This window comes from Streptomyces sp. NWU339 (assembly GCF_003143855.1).
In the GTDB taxonomy this organism is placed as follows: domain Bacteria; phylum Actinomycetota; class Actinomycetes; order Streptomycetales; family Streptomycetaceae; genus Streptomyces.
In genome coordinates this window covers 218,078-237,594 of the sequence record NZ_QFRK01000013.1, presented here as the reverse complement: position 1 = coordinate 237,594, position 19,517 = coordinate 218,078, and the positions used below count along the sequence as shown (strand labels likewise).

General features: G+C 70.6%; 9 protein-coding genes. 1 reads left to right on the top strand and 8 read right to left on the bottom strand.

The genetic code is table 11. From position 1 onward, the window contains the following. Position 1 precedes the first annotated feature (1 nt). From DIZ27_RS18620 to DIZ27_RS18600, 5 genes are read right to left on the bottom strand one after another with little or no spacing between them, the layout of a single operon-like run. A complete protein-coding gene (locus DIZ27_RS18620; protein WP_258308435.1) occupies positions 2–6,571 on the bottom strand; it encodes a type I polyketide synthase in 6,570 nt (2,189 codons plus the stop codon). Positions 6,572–6,610: 39 nt separating this feature from the next. Continuing rightward, positions 6,611–9,709 carry a type I polyketide synthase gene (locus tag DIZ27_RS18615; RefSeq protein ID WP_109379545.1) on the bottom strand — a complete coding sequence of 1,033 codons (3,099 nt, stop codon included), beginning with the start codon at positions 9,707–9,709 and terminating at the stop codon, positions 6,611–6,613. Positions 9,710–9,761: 52 nt separating this feature from the next. Next, entirely contained in the window at positions 9,762–10,499 is a 738-nt protein-coding gene (locus DIZ27_RS18610) for a thioesterase II family protein (RefSeq protein ID WP_109379544.1), read from the bottom strand. Then, positions 10,496–11,746, bottom strand: coding sequence for a cytochrome P450 (locus DIZ27_RS18605; RefSeq protein ID WP_109379543.1), 1,251 nt, complete (start codon positions 11,744–11,746; stop codon positions 10,496–10,498). Before DIZ27_RS18605 ends, DIZ27_RS18610 begins: the two co-directional genes overlap by 4 nt. Then, positions 11,743–12,006 carry a phosphopantetheine-binding protein gene (locus DIZ27_RS18600; RefSeq protein WP_258308434.1) on the bottom strand — a complete coding sequence of 88 codons (264 nt, stop codon included), beginning with the start codon at positions 12,004–12,006 and terminating at the stop codon, positions 11,743–11,745. Before DIZ27_RS18600 ends, DIZ27_RS18605 begins: the two co-directional genes overlap by 4 nt. A gap of 374 nt (positions 12,007–12,380) precedes the next feature. Between DIZ27_RS18600 and DIZ27_RS18595 the strand changes: the two genes are divergently transcribed. Next, a complete protein-coding gene (locus DIZ27_RS18595) occupies positions 12,381–13,883 on the top strand; it encodes an FAD-dependent monooxygenase (RefSeq protein WP_109379571.1) in 1,503 nt (500 codons plus the stop codon). Between the two features lie 285 nt (positions 13,884–14,168). On the opposite strand, the gene DIZ27_RS18585 is transcribed toward DIZ27_RS18595, so the two are convergent. From DIZ27_RS18585 to DIZ27_RS18575, 3 genes are all read right to left on the bottom strand, one after another. Then, entirely contained in the window at positions 14,169–14,690 is a 522-nt protein-coding gene (locus DIZ27_RS18585) for an ABC transporter permease (protein ID WP_258308433.1), read from the bottom strand. A gap of 133 nt (positions 14,691–14,823) precedes the next feature. Further along, positions 14,824–15,558 carry a thioesterase II family protein gene (locus tag DIZ27_RS18580; RefSeq protein WP_109379541.1) on the bottom strand — a complete coding sequence of 245 codons (735 nt, stop codon included), beginning with the start codon at positions 15,556–15,558 and terminating at the stop codon, positions 14,824–14,826. Positions 15,559–15,625: 67 nt separating this feature from the next. Beyond that, positions 15,626–19,513 (bottom strand): non-ribosomal peptide synthetase, encoded by a 3,888-nt coding sequence (locus tag DIZ27_RS18575; protein WP_109379540.1) that lies wholly within the window; start codon positions 19,511–19,513, stop codon positions 15,626–15,628. Positions 19,514–19,517 lie beyond the last annotated feature (4 nt).

The following is a 19,517-nucleotide window of genomic DNA, read 5'->3' as shown; positions in this document are numbered from 1 at the left end:
CTTACCTCTTCTCGTCCAGAGCCAGGTCGACCAGTGCTTCCAGGTCCAGGTCCGACAGTTCGTCCGCGTCGGTGTCCGCGTCCGCCGCCTGTTCGTCGCCGCTCGGCCGGGACGGGTCGGCGCACGCCAGGACCAGCTCCAGGACGCCCGCGCTGCGCAGGCTGTCGATCGAGACGTTCCGCAGCACTTCCCGGATCTCGGCGTCCTTCGCCTCCTCGGCCGAACCGGCGTCCGGTGCCGGACGCAGCAGCCCGACGAGGTGCTCGCTCAGCTCGTGGGGTGTCGGATAGCTGAAGACGAGGGTGGTCGGCAGGCGCAGTCCGGTCTGGGACGCCAGGCGGTTGCACAGTTCGACCGAGGTCAGCGAGTCGAATCCGAGCTGGGTGAACGCCTGGTCGGCGTCGACGGACGCGCCGGACGGGTATCCGAGCACGATGGCGACCTGGTCGCGGAGCCAGTCCAGGGCGGCTGCCTCCGCCTCGTCCGCCGCCAGGCCGGCCAGCCTGGCGGACAGGCCGCGGGAGCCTTCGTCCTTGGTCGTGCCCGCCCTGTCCCGGCGTGGACGACCGCCGTGGACGAGGTCGCGCAGGAGCAGCGGCAGCTCGTCACCGGTCCTGTTCCGCAACGCGGCGACGTCCAGCCGGGCCGGGACGAGGACCGGCTTGTCGCTCGCGCACGCCGCGTCGAACAGGGCCAGTGCCTCGGGTGTCGGCATCGCGGCGACACCCATCCGCCTCAGCCGGGAGAGGTCGGCCTGGTCCAGGTCCCCGGTCATGCCGCTGCTCTGCTCCCACCAGCCCCAGCACAGCGAGGTGCCGACCAGGCCGGATGCCCTGCGCTGCGCCGCCAGACCGTCCAGGAACCCGTTCGCCGCGGCATAGTTCGCCTGTCCTCCGTTGCCGAGCGTGCCCGCGAGAGCGGAGAACTGGATGAACGCCGACAGGGTGTGCTCCCGGGTCAGCTCGTGCAAGTTGACCGCACCGCCGACCTTGGCGCGCAGCACGCGGTCGATGCTCTCGGCGGTCAGCGACTCGACGGTGCCGTCCGCCAGCACACCCGCCGCGTGCACGACCGCCGTCAGCGGGTACCGGGGGGGCATGTCCGCGAGCAGGTCCGCGACGGCGTCCCGGTCCGCGACATCGCATTCCACGACTCGGACGAAGGCGCCTGCGTCCTGAAGATCCGCGACCAGCTCGGCGACTCCGTCGGCCGCCGTTCCCCGACGACTCGCCAGCATCAGACTGCGCACACCGTGTTCGGCGACGAGGTGCCGTGCCACGAGCGAACCCACTCCCCCGGTGCCGCCGGTGACCAGCACGGTGCCACCGCCGAAGCCGTCACCGACCTCGAGGACCAGCTTGCCGACGTGGCGGCCCTGGCTCATCTCGCGGAAGGTCCTGCGCGCGTCGCGGATGTTCCGGACGGAGATCGGGTTCAGGTGCACCCGTCCGTCGGCGAACAGCTCCATGACGTCGCGGAACATCCCGTGGATCACGTCCGGACCGGCTGCGTAGAGGTCGAAGGCCTCGTACTCGACTCCGGGGTGGTCGGCTGCCACCTGCTGGGGGTCGCGGATGTCCGTCTTCCCCATCTCGATGAAGTTTCCGCCCTCGGGAAGCAGCTTCAGCGAGGCGTCGACGAAGCTGTGCGCGAGGGAGTTCAGCACGACGTCCACGCCGTGACCGCCCGTGGAGTCCAGGAACTTCTCGGCGAACTCCAGATCGCGTGACGACGCCAGGTGCGCGTCGTCCAGTCCCAGACCGCGCAGGGTGGGCCACTTGGCGGGACTCGCGGTCGCGTAGATCTCGGCGCCGACGTGCTTCGCCAGTCGGACGGCGGCCATCCCGACGCCGCCTGCCGCGGCGTGGATGAGGATCCGCTGTCCCTTCTTGAGCTTCGTCACGTGGAAGAGCGCGTAGTAGGCGGTGAGGAAGGTGCTCGGCATGGACGCCGCCTCGGCGTAACTCCACCCGTCGGGGATGGTGGTGAGCAGGCGGTGGTCCGCCACGGCCACGCGGCCGAAGGCGCCGGTGAAGATGCCGGTCACCCGGTCACCCGGCGCAAGACCGGTGACGTCGTCCGCCACCTCCAGCACGACGCCGGCGCCCTCGCTGCCGATCCCGGCGTCGATGGCTGTCCTGTCCACCAGGCCCAGGGCGATCGTGATGTCGCGGAAGTTGAGCCCGGCGGCCTGAACGGCGATGCGGACCTGCCCGCTCGTCAGGGGCGCTTCGACCTCGGGACACGGAACCCAGGTCAGGTTCTCCAACGTGCCCTTGGTCGGGATGCCCAGCCGGTGCGCACCGTCCGCCGGGGGTTCGAGCTGCTGGTCCGCGGGTGAGGCCGGCGTCAGGCGGGGAACGAGGTACGCGCCGCCACGCAGCGCCAGTTGGTCCTCACCGAGGGCGAGCGCGTCCGGGACGGCTGCCCAGGAGGTCTCCTCGTCGTCGATGTCCACCAGCCGGAACCTGCCGGGGTGCTCCGTCTGCGCGGACCGCATCAGGCCCCACACGGACGCACCAGGGAGGCTTTCGACACTCTCCCCCGAACCGGTGTCGAGGGCCAGGCGGGTGAGCACCACCAGCGTGGACCCGGCGAGCGGTTCCTCCGCGAGGAACCGCTGGACCCAGTCCAGGACGCGCTTGTCCGCGGCGCCGACCGCGGCGAGCAGATCGGGGTCCGCGGCGACCAAGTCGTCCAGACAGAGGACGACGTGCGCGGGTGCCTGCCCCGAGAGGACCTCGTCCATGGACGCGTAGAACACGGCACTTCCGTCGCCCGCCCCGAGGAGCCGGGAGGCCAGGCCGTTCTTCGCACCGACGACGCCCCACTGCCCGCGGTGGGTTTCCGGCTCGCCCTGCTGGGCCGGTCGCCACTGCAGTTCGTACAGCGGTCGCCCGTGCCCGCCGGGCGCCGAGTGCACTTGTTCGGCACTCGCCGGCCGGAACGTCAACGACTCGACAGAGGCGATCTTGTGGCCGTGCTCGTCGGCGATCGCCAGGGACACGGCGCCTTCGCCGGCCGGCGAGAGCCGGACCCTGACGGTCGGGCCGCACTCGCCGGCCAGGTTCACGCCGGCCCACGAGAAGGGCATCCGGCCCTGTTCGCCCGTCACCTCGATGACGCCGCCGGCCACCGACGCGTGCAGCACGGTGTCGATCAGCGCCGGATGCAGTGCGAACCCACCCCTGGTCGAGCCCCCGGCGGTCTCCGGCAGTGTGGCGAGGGCGAAGAGATCGTCACCGTGCTGCCAGACCTCTCGCAGCCCGCGGAACGCCGGACCGTAGTCGAAGCCCGCGTCCGCGAAGGAGCCGTAGAGACCGTCGATGCCGACCTGCCTCGCCCCGGCCGGCGGCCACACGGTGAGCGGTCGCGCTTCATCGGTCCACGCGGCCGTCGGCGGTGTGCCCGGTGTCAGGCTCCCCCTCGCGTGACGGGTCCAGCCGCCCGCCGTCCGGCCGTCTTCGCCGGGACGTGAGTACACCTCCAGACGGCGGCGTTCCGTCTCGTCCGCCGCGCCGACGACGACCCGCACCTGCACGTCGCCCGATTCGGGGAGGATCAGGGGGACTTCCAAGGTGAGTTCCTCGAGCGCGGCACACCCGACGTGCTCGCCCACCGACAGCGCCAGGTCCAGGTAGGCCGTCGCCGGCACGACGACCGCGCCGAACACGGCGTGGTCGGCCAGCCAGTCGTGGGTCCGCAGGGACCACAGGCCGGTGAACACGACCTCGTCGGTGCCAGGGTGGTCCACCACAGCGCCCAGCAGCGGGTGGTCCGGGGCCGACAGACCGGCGGAGGCCACGTCCGCCGACTCCGTCCCGGACCGGAAGTCCAGCCAGTACCGCTGCCGCTGGAAGGCGTACGTCGGAAGATCCACCCGTCGGCGTGTCCCGAACAGGGCGGCCCAGTCCACGCGAACGCCCCGGACGTGCAGTTCGGCCAGCGCGCCGGCCAGCGCCTCCGGCGCCCCGCGGTCCCGCCGCGACGACGACAGGACCACCGCGTCATCGACGCCCTCATTGGTGAAGGCGTCCTTGGTGAGGCCGGCGAGCGTCGCTCCCGGCCCGACTTCGAGGAAGACGTCCGCGCCGGCCGCACGGGCGCACTCCACCGCGTCGTAGAAGCGAACGGGCTCGCGGACGTGGTGCACCCAGTGCTCGACGGATGTCAGCTCCTGGAGCGTGGCCTCGCGGCCCAGCCTGGTCGAGACGATCGGGATCGACATCTCGCCCGCAGGGAACCCGCCGATCGATGCCGCGAACTCGTCCAGGACCGGGTCCATGAGCGGGGAGTGGAACGCATGGTCGACCGGGAGCAGTTTCGCCGACCTGCCGTCGGCGACGAACCGGTCCCGGATGTCGTGGACCTGGTCGCGCAGGCCCGAGACCACCACCGATTCCGGACCGTTGACGGCGGCGACACCGACGCGGTCGTACTCGCCCAGCAGCGTGCTCACTTCGGCTTCCGAGGCACGTACGGCCAGCATGGCACCGCGCTCGACGACCGTCTGCATGGTCCGTCCGCGAGCGGCCACAAGCCTGGTTGCGGCGTCCAGGTCGAGGACTCCGGAGACATGAGCGGCGGCGATCTCGCCGACGGAATGACCGATCAGGTAGTCCGGCCGCGGGCAGTACCGCGACAGGAGCCGGTACAGGCCGACCTGCAGGGCGAACAGCGCCGGCTGCGCGATGTCCGTCCGCTCGCGTTCCGCGGGGTCGTCGGCGAGCAGCAGGGGCTTCAGAGCGAAGGGGAGATGCGCGTCGAAGCGCTCGCAGACCTCGTCGAGGCTCTGCGCGAAGAGGGGGAAGGCGTCGTACAACTGCCCCGCCACACCGGCCCACTGCGCGCCCTGACCGGGGAACATGAAGACGGATCTGCCGAGTTCCCCGGCGACGCCACGCACCACCGCGGGGGACTCCGCGCCCTCGCTCAGTGCCGCCAGACCGCTCAACAGTTCGTCCCGGCCGCGCCCCAGCACCACCGCACGGTGTTCGAGCCGCGCCCGGCTCGACACCAGCGACCAGCCGGCATCGGCGACGTCCAGGTCCGCGTCAGCGGCGGCGAAATCGCGCAGCTTCTCCGCCTGCGCCCGCAGCGCCTGCTCCGACCGCGCCGACAGCACCCACGGCACCAGTTCGCCGGGCACCTGCCCGGTGGTGTCGGGCGCCGGCTCCTCCTCGGGTGCCTGCTCGAGGATCACGTGCGCGTTGGTGCCGCTGACCCCGAAGGCGGACACGCCCGCGCGTCGGGGCCGGCCCGCTTCCGTGGTCCACTCYCTGGCCTCGGTCAGCAGTTCCACCGCCCCGGCCGACCAGTCCACATGCGTCGAGGGACGGTCCACGTGCAGCGTCCTGGGCATCACCCCGTGCCGCATCGCCATGATCATCTTGATCATGGCGCCGATGCCCGCGGCCGCCTGCGCGTGGCCGATGTTCGACTTCAACGACCCCAGCCACAGCGGGCTGCCCGGGTCCCGGTCCTGCCCGTAGGTGGCCAGCAGCGCCTSCGCCTCGATGGGGTCGCCCAGCCGCGTGCCGGTCCCGTGCGCCTCCACCACGTCCACGTCGCCGGCCGAGAGGCCGGCATCGGCCAGGGCCGCCCGGATGATCCGCTGCTGCGCCAGTCCGTTCGGCGCGGTCAGCCCGTTGGACGCCCCGTCCTGGTTGATCGCCGAGCCCCGGATCACCGCCCAGATCCGGCGCCCGTTGCGCCGCGCGTCCGACAGCCGCTCGAGGACCAGCACACCCGCGCCCTCGGCGAAACCCGTGCCGTCGGCCGCGTCCGCGAACGCCTTGCACCGGCCGTCCGCCGCCAGGCCCCGCTGCCGGGAGAGCTCCACGAACATCCCCGGAGTCGGCAGCGTCGACACTCCGCCGGCCAGCGCCAGCGTGCACTCACCGGACCGCAGGGACCGCACGGCCTGGTGGACGGCGACGAGCGACGCCGAGCACGCGGTGTCGGTCGACACCGCCGGACCGTGAAGGCCCAGCACGTACGCCACCCGGCCCGAGGCCACGCTGAGGTACGTCCCCGTGAGCGTGAAACCCTCCACTTCGCCGGCCGCTCCGCCGCCCATCCGCGGGCCGTAGTCGACGCCGTAGATCCCGGTGAACACCCCGGCCGCCGAACCCCGCAGTCCCGCCGGGTCGATACCCGCCCGTTCCAGCGCCTCCCACGACGTCTCCAGCATCAGCCGCTGCTGGGGATCCATCGCCAACGCCTCTCGCGGGCTGATGCCGAAGAAGTCCGCGTCGAACTCCGGAAGATCGGGCAGGAACCCGCCTGAGCGCGCGTACGCCTTCCCCTGTGCCTCGGGATCCGGGTCGTACAGCGCCTCCACGTCCCACCCGCGGTCCAGCGGGAAGTCACCCACTGCGTCCACACCGTCGGACACGATTCCCCACAGCCCCTCGGGGGACGTCACCCCACCCGGGAAGCGACACCCCACACCCACGACCGCGATGGGCTCGCGAGCGGACTCCTCCAGCTCGCGCACGCGGTCGCGCAGCTGCTGCGCATCGCCGACGGCGCGACGCAAATAGGACCGGAGCTTGTCGACATCCTCCACCAGGGCCTCCCCCAACGGTTGCTTAGAAGAACGGAGTTGCTACATGTATCCACGGTCGATCAATTCGTACAAATCATCATCACTGTGACTTTCCAGGCCCGTTTCCACCGCCGTTTCCGCAGCGTCGGGCGCCTCCGGCTCGAGGAGGGAGAAGATGTGACGACCGAGTTCCTGCGGAGTGGGGTAGGTGAACGCGACGGTGGCCGGAAGCCGCACTCCGGTCACCGCGGTGAGCCGGTTGCGGAGCGCCACGGCCATGGAGGAGTCGAAACCCAGGGCCTTGAACGTCTCGGCCGACCTCGCCGCGAGGTCGACGCCCCTCAGATCGGCGTTCTTCGCGCTCAACAGCGCTGCCGTTTCGGCGCACACGAGAGTGAGGACCGAAGACTCCGAACCCAGGTCCGCCGCTCTGGTGCCCGCGCCCGGTCCGCTCGCCCGCGCGGAGGGGTTGTTCGTGGCGTCGGCGTCATCGGGCGCTGTCAGCCAGTACCGCTGCCGCTGGAACGCGTAGGTCGGCAGGCCGATCCGGCGCGGCCGTCCCGCGGCGAACACCGTCTCCCAGCTCACCGGCACACCACGCACGTGCAGCTCGGCCAGCGACACCAGGAACCTGCCCGCGCTCCCGTCGTGCTTGTTCAGGGTGTTCGCCACCAGGGGCGGGGGCGCCAGTGTGTCGGCGGTCTCCTCCATCGCCACCTGGAGCACGGGATGCGGGCTGACCTCCACGTACACACCGCCGCGGTCACGCATCAGGCGGCCGACGACCTCGCCGAAACGCACCGTCGAGCGCAGGTTGTCGTACCAGTACGAGCTGTCGAGCACGCGGGTGTCGAGCAGCCCCCCGGTGACCGTGGAGTGGAACTCCACCGCCGTCTCCTTCGGCGACACGCCCGCGGCGGCCTCGAGCATCCGGTCACGGATGCTTTCGACCTGGTGGGAGTGCGACGCGTACGCGACCTTGATCCGGCGCACCTGGACACCGTCACCGGCGGCCATCGCGGCGAACTGGTCCAATGCCTCGAGGTCCCCGGAGATCACCGCGGAAGCCGGTCCGTTGACCGCGGCCACGGAGAGCCGCCCGGACCACTTCGTCAGCCGGTCCTCAACCCATACGAGGGGAGCGGCCACCGCGCTCATCCCGCCCAGGCCCGCCAGCTCGGTCAGGGCCCGGCTGCGCAGGGCGACCATCCGTGCCGCGTCCTCGAGGGAGAGCGCACCCGCCACGCACGCCGCGGCGATCTCTCCCTGCGAGTGCCCCACCACCGCGTCGGGGACCACTCCCAGCGACCGCCACACCCGCGCCAGGGACACCATCATCGCGAACAGCGCCGGCTGGACCACGGCATCCCCGCGCTCCAGCGACGGCGCCGACTCGGCACCGGTCACCAGGTCCACCAGCGACCAGTCCAGCCACGGCGCCAGAGCGCGCGCGCACTCGTCGATCGCGCGCGCGAAGACCTCCGACTCCGCGTACAGCTGCCTTCCCATGCCCAGCCACTGCGACCCCTGGCCGGGGAACACGAAGACGACCGGACCCGCCGGCCCGGTGGCCACCCCGCGCACCGCCCGCGCCGAATCACCGCCTGCCGCCACCAGATCGAGACCGGCCAGTGCCTCCTCGCGGTCACCGCTCAGCACCACCGCCCGGTGCTCGAACGACGACCGCGTCGACAGCAGCGAATGCCCCACGTCGGCCGCCGACAGCGACGCGTCCGCGGCCACGAGGTCCCGCAACCGCGCCGCCTGCTCCCGCAGGGCCGGCTCCGACCTCGCCGACAGCACCCACGGCACCGTGCCGGAAACGCCCGCGGGGGTGAAGTCCTCTTCTGCGGCGCGCAGTTCCGTCTGCCCGTCGGGAGCCTGTTCGAGGATCACGTGCGCGTTGGTGCCGCCCATCCCGACCGACGACACCCCTGCCCGTCGCGGCCGGCCCGGCTCGCTCGGCCAGGGCCGCGCCGCTCGGAGGACTTCGAAGTCCTCCTGGAAGTCCGGGACGGCGGGGTTCGGGGAACGGAAGCCCGGATTCGGCACCAGGTGGGCGCGGTCCAGGCAGAGCGCCGCCTTCACGAAGCCGACGATCCCGGCGGCCGGCTCCAGGTGCCCGACGTTCGCCTTCACCGAGCCGATCACCAGAGGGCGACTGCGGCCGGTCTCCCGGAACACCTCGCGCAGACCGGATATCTCGGCCGGGTCGCCGAGTCGTGTGCCGGTGCCGTGGGCCTCGACGTACTCGACACCGTCGAACGGGACAGCCGCGCGCTCGAGAGCGGACAGCACCGCTGCCGCCTGCCCACTGGGGCTGGGATCCGGCATCCGGGAGGACGCACCACCACTGCCGACGCCCCAGCCGCGCACCACCGCGTAGATGTGATCACCGTCGGCGACGGCGAGGTCGAGCCGCTTCAGCAGGACGAACGCCCCGCCCTCTCCCCGGACGAAGCCGTTGGCCCGTTCGTCGAAGGGGAAGCAACGGCCGTCGGGCGACAGGGCGCCCAGATTCGCCAGGCCCAGTCCCGCTTCCGGGTCGGCGATCAGGTGAACGCCGCCCGCGAGCGCCATGTCGACCGCACCGCTGCGTATCCGTTCGCACGTCAGCGCCAACGACACGAGCGAGGAGGACTGGCCCGAGTCCGCACAGAAACTCATGCCGCGGACGTCGAACAGGTTCGAGATCCGATTCGCGATCAGCGCACCGCTCGAGCCGAGCGCGGCGTAGTGGTCGTCCTGATCGCTGCCGGACAGCTTGCGCAGCAGCTCGTACCCCGAGGGCGCGGCGCCGACCACGACATCGATCTCGCGGCCCGCGAGCGCGGTCGCCGGTACACCGGCGTTCTCGACGGCCTCCCAGGCGAGCTCCAGCCCCAGCCGCTGCACGGGGTCCATGGCGGCCGCCTCCGCCGAAGGCGTGCCGAAGAACTCCGCGTCGAACCCGTCGATGGCGTCGAGGAACGAACCCGAGTTCACCGTGGCGGCGTCCGGGTGAGGTGTGCGGTCCGGGTCGACCGCCCGATGCTCGGGGAACGTTTTGAAGGTCGACTTCCCCTCGAGCAGCAGGCGCCAGAACTCCTCCACGTCGTGCACACCGGGAAAGCGGCACGACATCCCGATCACGGCAACATCGGTGGCTGCGCCGTTCATACGCGTTCCTTCCGGTTCCTTCGGTGTACGGCTCTTGCGTGCGGCACTGGTTTCACTGCCAAGAGGTCAACAACTTCCGCAGCTCGTCGGGCGCGTCCATGAAGTCGTAGTGGCCGCCGTCGACGACCCGGAATTCGACCGAGTCCGAGTACTGACGCCATCCCTGGAGTTCGTCGAGGCTCACGTCGGGGTCGTTCCGCCAGTGCAGGACGATGATGGGGCAGCGCAGCGCGACCGGTTCCTGACGCCGGTACGCACCCGCGGCGGCATGATCACGGAGCAGCACCATCAGACCGAGATCGACCATGTCCGGCCGCGGCTCGATCCCCCGGCTGCGGATGAACGACTCCACCTCGGCGCGCAGCTCGGGCTCGGTCATGGTGAGCATCCGGTCACGCGAGGCGTCGTGCGGTGCCGGCTGGCCCGACACGAACAGGCAGCCCGGTCCGGGCAGGCCGAGTTCGGCGAGCCGGACCGCGGTCTCGTACGCGGGAATCGCACCCGCGCAGTGCCCGAAGAACGCGAACGGCCGGTCCAGCAGCGGCTCCAGGGGTTCGACCAGGCCGGTGACGAGGTTCTCGTAGGTGCCGTAGTGGGGGTGGGCCAGCCGGTTCTCGCGGCCGGGGAACTGCACCGGGCAGACCTCGACGTCGTCGATCGCGGCCGGCCAGGCGCTGAAGGCCGAAGCCCCGGACCCGGAGAAGGGGAAGCAGAAGACCCGGGCGGCGTGGTCGGTGGACGGCGGTCGGACGAACCACGGTGACGCGACGGTGGTGGAGCCGGATGTCATGGCGTCTGTCGTTTCTGGGCGACGATGGGAAGGTGGGTCATCCCGGCGATGAAGTACGAGCGCAGGTGCTGCGGTTCGCCGGCGAGCTCGATCGAGCCGAATCGCTGGAGCAGTTCCTCGAAGAAGACGCGCAGGGTCAGCCGGGCCAGCGGTGCCCCGATGCAGAAGTGCGGCCCGAAGCCGAACGCGACGTGGCGCTTGGCGTTGCTCCGCGTGATGTCGAACGTGTGCGGATCGGGGAACTGGGACTCGTCCCGGTTGGCCGAACCGATCCATGCGACGACCGCCCCGCGGGCCGGGATCGTGCCCCCGCCGATCTCGACGTCACTCACCGCGTACCGCATGAAGTTGCACGCGGCCGAGGTCCAGCGCAGCCCCTCCTCGACCAGGTCCGGGATCAGCGACGGGTCGGCCTGGGCCTTCGCGAACTGCTCGGGCCGCTCGATGAGCGCGTGCACCGTGCCCGAGACGGTGTGCGGCGTCGTGACGTTGGCGCCCAGCAGGATGCTGTAGCCGTCGAGGGCGATCTTCTCGTCGGTCAGCGGCACGCCTCCCGGGCGGACGTTCATGAGGTGGTGGAGCAGGCTGTCGTCCTCGAGGCCGGACGCCCGCCGCGTCCTGACCCACTCCTTGACGTAGGCGAGGAGCTCGTGGTGGGCGATGGCCAGAGTGGCGGCTTCGTTGCCCTGCAGGAAGTGCGGGTCCGAGGGAGCCGTCACCATCGCGGTCAGCTGGACGAGTTCTTCCCAGTCCTTCTCCGGGATCCCCAGCAGCGGGCCCGTGACCATCGCCGGGAGGAGCAGTGCCCGCTCGGCCAGGTCGAAGGTCTCACCGTCGAGCGCCGGCTCGAGGAAGCGCACGATCGTCCGCCGGATCGACTCCTCCCAGGACTTCACCGCTCGCGCGGTGAGCTTGGAGCCGAGCGGGCGGCGGACCTCGGTGTGCCGCGGCGGGTCGGTGGACGTCAGCAGCACGCCGGCCGCGACGTCGTCCGTCCCGAGGTGGGTGGGCACCGTGCCGCGCTCCGAGGTGAACTCCCGGTGGTCGCCGAGCACTCGGCAGACGTCCTCGAAGCGGGTCACCGACCAGAACTCCCTGCCGTCGGGCAGGACTTGGTGGTGCACGGGCGCCTTCGCCCGCATCACGTCCCAGATCGGGTGCGGATCACCCGAGGTGTAGAGGTCCAGGTCGAACAGGTCGACGCTGTCGAGGTCGATGTCGCGCGCGGGACCCGGCGTCAGCCTCACGTCCCTGCCCTCCCCTGCTCGATCAGCTCGGCGACCCGGGTCGGGGTCCCCGCGAGGTAGAAGTCGCGCACGGAAAGCTGGACGCCATAGTCCTGCGACACCCGTTCGATGATCTTGATTCCGGTCAGCGAATTGCCGCCGAGCGCGAAGAAGTCGTCCTCTGCCCCGACCTCGCGACCGCCGAGGCACTCCCCCCACAGAGCCGAGATTTCCTGCACCAGCGACACCGGCGCACTCGAAGGCACGGCTTGTTGTTCCATTGCCAGTCTTTCCTTCCTCTGCCGACCGGGGGTGCCCGCTCGCGTCATTTACGGCCCTGTCTCCGGACCGTCACCGCCATGACGACCGCCGGAGCCCTTTGCCCTGTCCCGCCGGCGAGACAAATTCTTTGAATGGCCGAATCGAGTGTCGCGCGAATTCGCGTCCGGTCACACCGTTTTGGTGGCCCGGCGACTCACGCCGATGGTGAGGTTGAGGGTGGACCGGCACGCCTGCATGCTGACACCCCCAAAACATCCGCTCCCCGAGGAATCGTCCCGCCGGCGGGACAGGGCAAGTGGAAAATGTTTCAAGCCACTAGAGGCACGGTGGAATAACAGTGGAACAGAGGGGCAACGACGTGGGAAACACCGGCATGGACGCTGACGTGGTGATCGCGGGCGCCGGGCCGACAGGCTTGATGCTCGCCTGCGAGCTGCGGCTGGCGGGCGTCGACGTGGTGGTGGTCGAGCGGCTCGCGGAGCGGACGGGCGAGTCACGAGCCGGCGGTATCCACTCCCGCACCCTCGAGGTGCTGGACCAGCGCGGGGTCCTCGACCGCTTCCTGGCGGAAGGCGAACTGCAGCCGGTGGGCCACTTCTCCGGGCTCTACGTGGACTTCGACGAGTCCGAGTCCAGGCACCCCTACCCGCTGATGATCCTGCAATCCGCCATCGAGCGGCTGCTGGAGGAGTGGGCCACCGAGCTCGGCGTACGGGTGCGCTGGTCGTCCGAGGTGAGCGGGATCCGCCAGGACGAGAGCGGCGTGACGGTCGAACTGGGCACGGCGGAGACGACGACGCCTGCGACGCTGCGCGCCCGCTACCTCGTGGGCTGTGACGGCGGGCGCAGCACGGTGCGCAAACTGTCGGGCATCGACTTCCCCGGCACCGAGGCGACGATGACCGCGCTGATCGGTGACGTCGAACTCCCCGATCTGCCCGAGGACTACGTCTGGGTGCGGCGCTGTCCGACCGGCGACTACTCGGCGATCGCCTTCGAGCCGGGCTGGTACCGGGTGATCACCTCCGAGTACGACCGCGTCCCGGACCGTGACGAGCCCGTGACGTTCGAGCAGCTCCGGGAGTCGCTGGTCAGGGTCGCGGGCACCGACTTCGGCATGCGGAACCCCAGGTGGATCTCCCGGTTCACCGACGCCACACGGCAGGCCGCCCGGTACCGGGCGGGCCGGGTGCTGCTCGCGGGCGACGCGGCGCACATCCACTTCCCGGCCGGGGGGCAGGGACTGAACATGGGCGTGCAGGACGCGGTCAACCTCGGCTGGAAGCTCGCCTCGGTGGTACGCGGCCAGGCGCCGGAGAGCCTGCTGGACAGCTACCACGCCGAGCGCCACCCTGTCGGGGAGCGCGTTCTGCACAACACCCGGGCCCAGTCGGCCCTGGTCCGCCCCGGCGCCCAGACGGACGCGCTGCGCGACGTGTTCGGCTCACTCATGGTGTTCGACGACGTCAACCGATATCTGCGCCACCTGCTGAACGCACTGGACATCCGGTACCCGGTCGACGGCGACCACCCGCTGGAGGGGCGCCGGGTCCCCGACGCCGACCTCAATACGTCTGAAGGCCCCGTCTACGTCTACGAGTTGCTGCACGCCGCCCGCCCCGTACTGCTCGACCTGCGTGGCAGCGCCGAGGTGGCGGCGGCCGCCAAGGGCTGGGCCGATCGTGTCGACCTGGTCGAGGCGCGGAGCGAGGACGACCACTGGCCCGTCCCGGCCATCGGCGAGATCCCCGCTCCCACCGCGCTTCTCATCCGCCCCGACGGCCATGTCGCCTGGGCGACCGCCGACGGCGCACCCGACGCCTCCGCGCTCCGGACGGCCCTCACCACCTGGTTCGGCCCGGCCCTGCAAGGCTGAGAGACCGCCCGAGGTGACCGGCTGCCGGGACGCCGCCGGGCGATCTTCAGAACGACGCCGCGCTCACGCAGACGACGGCGGTGGCTGTCGTGGTCGTAGCCGTGGTCGGCACACAGCGCGCGGGGCAAACGGGGTCGGCCCCGTTTGCCCCGCACCGCCGGCAGCCCGTCGGCTCTCACCCGGACGCGGCTCGGATCGAGCAGACCGCGGGCCGCCTCGGCGACGCGCGGTTCGCCGAGGCGGCTCGGGAGGGGATGTCGACCAGCCGGTCCGAGCCGACCGAGGTCACGCTCGCTTCTTGAACGTGGAGACCGCCCACACGTAGCCAAGGACGGCGAACCCGGCGCACCGGGCGAGGGCCGCGATCGCGTCGCCGCTCGACGGGTTGCCCGTCAGCAGCCCGCGCAGCATCTCGATGACGGGGGTGAAGGGCGGGTACTCCGCGAACTGCCGCACGCCCGCCCCCATCGTGTCCGCGGGTACGAACGCGCTGCTCAGGAACGGCAGCATGATCAGCGGCACGGTGGCCTTGCCCGCCGACTCCGCGGTCTTCGCGGCCAGCCCCAGGGCGACGGTGAGCCGGCCGGCCGCGAGGCTGAGCAGCACGAGGAGACCGATCGCGCCGAGCCGCTCGAGGCCACTCGCAGCCGGGTCGAACCCCATCGCGGAGGCCACCCCGATGATGGCCACGCAGGCCACCAGGCAGCGCACCGTGGTGACGATGACGTGCCCGGTCAGGACGGAACCGCGGGAGAGGTCCATGACCTTGAACCGGTTGATGACTCCCTTGGTCATGTCGTCGTTCACGGCCGTCGCGGTGGCCCCAGCCCATAGCTGATGGCCATCACGAGCAGACCCGCCTGCCACGCCCCTGACCAGGTGCTCAACCGCGTCGCCCCCGGTCAGAGGAGCGCTCATCCCGTCGACGACCGCGTCCGCGCTAACGACCGCGGGCGGATTCCGCTTCGATCACGTCCAGCACCTCCCGGCCGAGATCGACCAGGTACATGTGATCGCCGGGGAACTCGGTGTAGCTGAACCCACTCGTGGTCGCGTCCCGCCACTGCTGGGCCTCCTCCGCGCTGACCAGGCCGTCGGAGTCGCCCCGCAACGAGGTGATCGGCACCGACACCGGATCGTCGGTGCTCGGGACGTAGGCCTCGTGCATCTCGCAGTCGGCCTGCAGCGTGGGAAGGATCAGTTCACGCATCTCCGGATGGTCGAGAGCCTCGTGCCTGAACCCCGCGAACTCCTCGACCCTGGCGAGGAACTCGTCGCCGTGGAGCCCCGCCGCCCGCCTCTCGCGCTGTGTCCACGGCCCCGGCGAACCACTGACGACCAGCCGCTCGACGTGCACGCCACGCGTGCTCAACAGGTGCACCAGCTCGTACGCGAGCACCGCGCCCAGGCTGTGCCCGAACAGCACGGTCCGCGCCCCTTCGCCGAGGTCCGCGACAATGTCGTCGATCTCGTTCTTGGCCGCTTCGACAACGTTCCGGTAGGGCGTCTCCAGCAGCCGTCGCTCCCTGCCTGGCAGTTCGACCGCGGTCACTCGCCACCGGCCGGCGGACAGCTCCCGCCACGGGTGGAAGAACGAAGGACCTGCTCCCGCGAACGGCACGCACAGCAGCGTGGTCCCGTCCCGGTGTTCCGCGGATACGCCGGTTTCATTCACCCCGACCAACTCCAATCACCCACTTGATGGTTCGTTGAACCGATTCCAGGAAAGAGATGCCCGGTCGCTACGCCAGCTTGCGGTTGAGCACCTCGAACATTTCGGCCACGGGTGCGGGCATGTGCATTTCGTGGTGTGCGGCGCGCACTTCGTGCACTTCGAGGGAACCGAGGACATGGGGCCGCCAGAGGTGCGCGTACGACGGTTCCTCGAGCGCCGCGTTGAAATACAGCACATCGCCGCGGTAGACCGGCGATTCGAAATCCATCATGAGGGACGTGTTGTTGGCCAGTACCTTCGACATGGTGTCCAGGAAGCTCTGCCGTTTTCCGGTGCGTATGTACTGGCTGAAGGATTCGTCGAGTTCCTCCCGGTAGTCCGACGACTCCTTGCCGGCATGGACCTGCCTGAACGCGTGCCCCCCCGGCTGGGCGTCCAGGATGGCCACGAGAGCGACCTCGTGCCCGCGCCGGTCGAGCGCGTCCGCGACGGCCTGCACGACGGAGCCGCCGTAGGACCAGCCGATGAGGTTGAAGGGACCTTCCGGCTGGATCTTCAGCATCTGGGTGACGTAGTCCTCGATCATCTCCTCCACCGAGCCCGCCAGCGGCTCCACTCCGTCGGAGCCGCGGGACTGCAGGGTGTAGGCGGGCCGGTCCTGCAGGTGCAGCACGAAGCTGTAGTACGCCCAGCCCAGCCCGCCCCCTCCGTGGAAGAACCACACCGGCGGCTTCCCCGTGCCGGGATCGCTGTTCAAGGGCAGCACGACCGCGAACGCATCGGCGTCGTCGTCGGGGATGCCGCCGGCGAGCATCAGCGCGGCCAGCTCGGCCACCGTGGGGTACCTGATGATCGTCCTGATGGGAATGTCGATGTCGAACTGGTTGCGGATGCGGACGCTGAGCCGGGTGGCCAGGAGCGAGTGCCCGCCGAGCGCGAAGAAGCCGTCGTCGACACCGACCTTCTCCAGGCCGAGCAGCTCGCCGAAGAGGGCGCACAGCTTCTGCTCGTAGGCGTTGCGCGGCTCTCGGCTGACCACTGTGTTCGTGTCCTCCGAGGGCAGTGCCCGCCGGTCGAGCTTCCCGTTCGAGGTCAGCGGAATCTCCGCCAGCGGAATGACCGCGGACGGCACCATGTAGTCCGGGAGACGCCCGCGCAGGTACTCGGACAGCTCGTCCGCCTGAACGTCGGCATCGGGCTTGGGCACCACATAACCCACGAGGCGCTTGTCGCCCTCCTGGTTCTCACGCACCACGATCACTGCCTGCGCCACGCCCGGATGCCCGGCCAGCGCATGCTCGATCTCACCCGGCTCGATCCGGAAACCGCGGATCTTCACCTGGGAATCGGCTCGGCCCACGTACTCCAGTTGACCGTTCTTGCCCCAGCGGACCAGGTCGCCGCTGCGGTACATCCGCTCGCCCGACTCGCCGAAGGGGCACGCCACGAACCGTCCCGCGGTCAGGTCCGGCCGACCGTGGTATCCGCGGGCCAGGCCGTAGCCCGCCACATACAGCTCTCCGGTGACGCCGACGGGCGCCGGCTTGAGGTGCGCGTCGAGGACGTAGGCGCGCAGGCCCGGGACGGCCGGGCCGATCACGCTGGCCTGGTAACGGGCGGCGGAGTGCTCGTCCAGGTCGACGCGGGTGACGTGCACGGTGGTCTCGGTGATGCCGTACATGTTCACCAGCACCGGCGCGTCGGAGGCGTGGCGCGCGTACCAGTCCGCGAGGCGGCCCAGGTCGAGGGCCTCGCCGCCGAACACCACGTACCGCAGCGCCAGGTCCTGGCCGGGAGCATCGGCGTCGGCCTGGACGAGCTGGTAGAAGGCCGAGGGCGTCTGGTTGAGGACGGTGACCCGCTCGCGGGCGAGGAGCTGGAGGAAGTCGCCCGGGGAGCGGGAGACGTCGAAGGGGACCACGACCAGGCGTCCGCCGTGCAGCAGCGGGCCCCACAGCTCCCACACCGAGAAGTCGAAGGCGTAGGAGTGGAAGAGGGTCCACACGTCGTCCGCGCCGAAACCGAAGTCCTGGGCGGCGGTGAAGAGGCCGACCACATTGCGGTGCGGGATCAGCACACCCTTGGGACGGCCGGTCGACCCGGAGGTGTAGATCACATACGCCGGGTGCTCGGGGCGCAGGGCCGTGCGGCGCTCGGCATCGGTGAGGTCGGTGGCCGTCTTCTCGGCGAAGGCCTCGGCCCGGTCGAGGTGGACCAGGGGGAGGTCCTGGGCCAGGTCCTGCGCGACGCCGGTGGTGCTGGTGGTGACCAGCAGGACCGGCTGGGCGTCCTGGACCATGTAGTCGATGCGGTCGGCCGGGGAGTCGGGGTCGATCGGCAGATAGGCACCGCCCGCCTTGAGCACCGCGAGCAGCGCGACGACCAACTCGGCCGAGCGCTCCAGGCAGACCCCGACCAGGGACTCGGGCCCCACTCCCCGGGCGACGAGGTGCCGCGCGAGCCGGTTGGCCCGGGCGTTCAGCTCCTCGTACGTGAGCGTGGTGCCGTCGCAGACCACCGCAACCGCGTCGGCCTGCTGCGCCGCCTGACGCTCGAACAGTTCGACGAGGGTGGCCTCGGGAACAGCGTTGCCGGCGTCGTTCACCTCGACCAGCAGCCGCTCCCGCTCCTCCGCACCCAGCACGTCCACCTCCCCGACGCGCATGCCCGGATCAGCGGCCAGCTGCTCCAGCACCCGGACGAGCCGCGCGACGATCACCTCGGCCGAGTCGCGGTCGAACAGATCGGTCGCGTACTGCAGGTCGCCCCGCAGCGCCCCCGAGCCGTCCACAGCCATGAAGAAGGTCAGGTCGACCATGGCGGTCAACGGGATGGCCTGCTCGAACCTCATTTCGAGTCCGGGGAGCTCCAGGTCCGGCTTCTCGTAGCTCTGCCAGGAGAAGATCACCTGGAACAGCGGCTGGTACGCCGCGGAGCGGTCGGGGTTGATCGACTCGACCACCACGTCGAACGGCACGTCCTGGTGCTCGTAGGCCGTCAGCGCCTTGTCCCGCACCTGCGCGAGCAGGTCGGTGAACGACGGGTTGCCGGAGAGGTCCGCGCGCAGCACCTGGGTGTTGACGAAGCACCCGATCATGTCGGCCAGCGCTTCGTCGGTGCGCCCGGCGATCGGCGAGCCGATCGTCACGTCCTCCCCGCCGCCGAGCTTGCTCAGCAGCACCGCCAGCGCGGCCTGCAGGACCATCGACAGGCTCATCCCGCGCTCGTCGGCCAGCTTCTGCAGCCCGGTCGCCACCTCCGGTGCCGCCACGATGCCGACCGTGTCGCCGTGCGAACTCGCCTCCGCGGGCCGCGGGCGGTCCAGCGGCAGGTTCAGCGGCTGCGGCACTCCCGCAAGCTCCTTGCGCCAGTACTCGATCTGCGCGGCGGCGAGACTGCCCGGGTCGGCCACGTCACCGAGCACCTCGCGCTGCCACAGCGCGTAGTCCTTGTACTGCAGGGGCAGCGGCTCCCACGCCGGCGCCCGGCCGCCCCGGCGGGCGGTGTAGGCGTCGACCAGGTCCCGCATCAACGGCGCGCTCGAGCTGCCGTCCGAGGCGATGTGGTGGATGACCAGGACCAGCACGTGTTCCTGGGGGGAGCAACTCAACAGGCTTGCCCGAAACGGAAGTTCGGCTGCCAGGTCGAAACGGTGCGCGACGGCCCCGTCGACCGCGCCGGACATGTCCTCGGGCGTCACCTCGACCACCGGCACCCGCAGCGCCGCCTCCGCCATCGGCAGGACCCGCGCGTAGGGCTCACCGGCTTCGTCGGTCAGGTACGTGGTGCGCAGGATCTCGTGCCGCTCGACCACGTCGTGGATCGCCGCGATCAGGGCGTCCTGGTCCAGGGTGCCGGTCAGCCGGAACGCCGCCGATATGTTGTAGGTCGCCGCCCCCCGCTCCAGTTTGTGCAGCAGCCACATACGGCGTTGTGCAAATGACAGCGGAATCATCGCT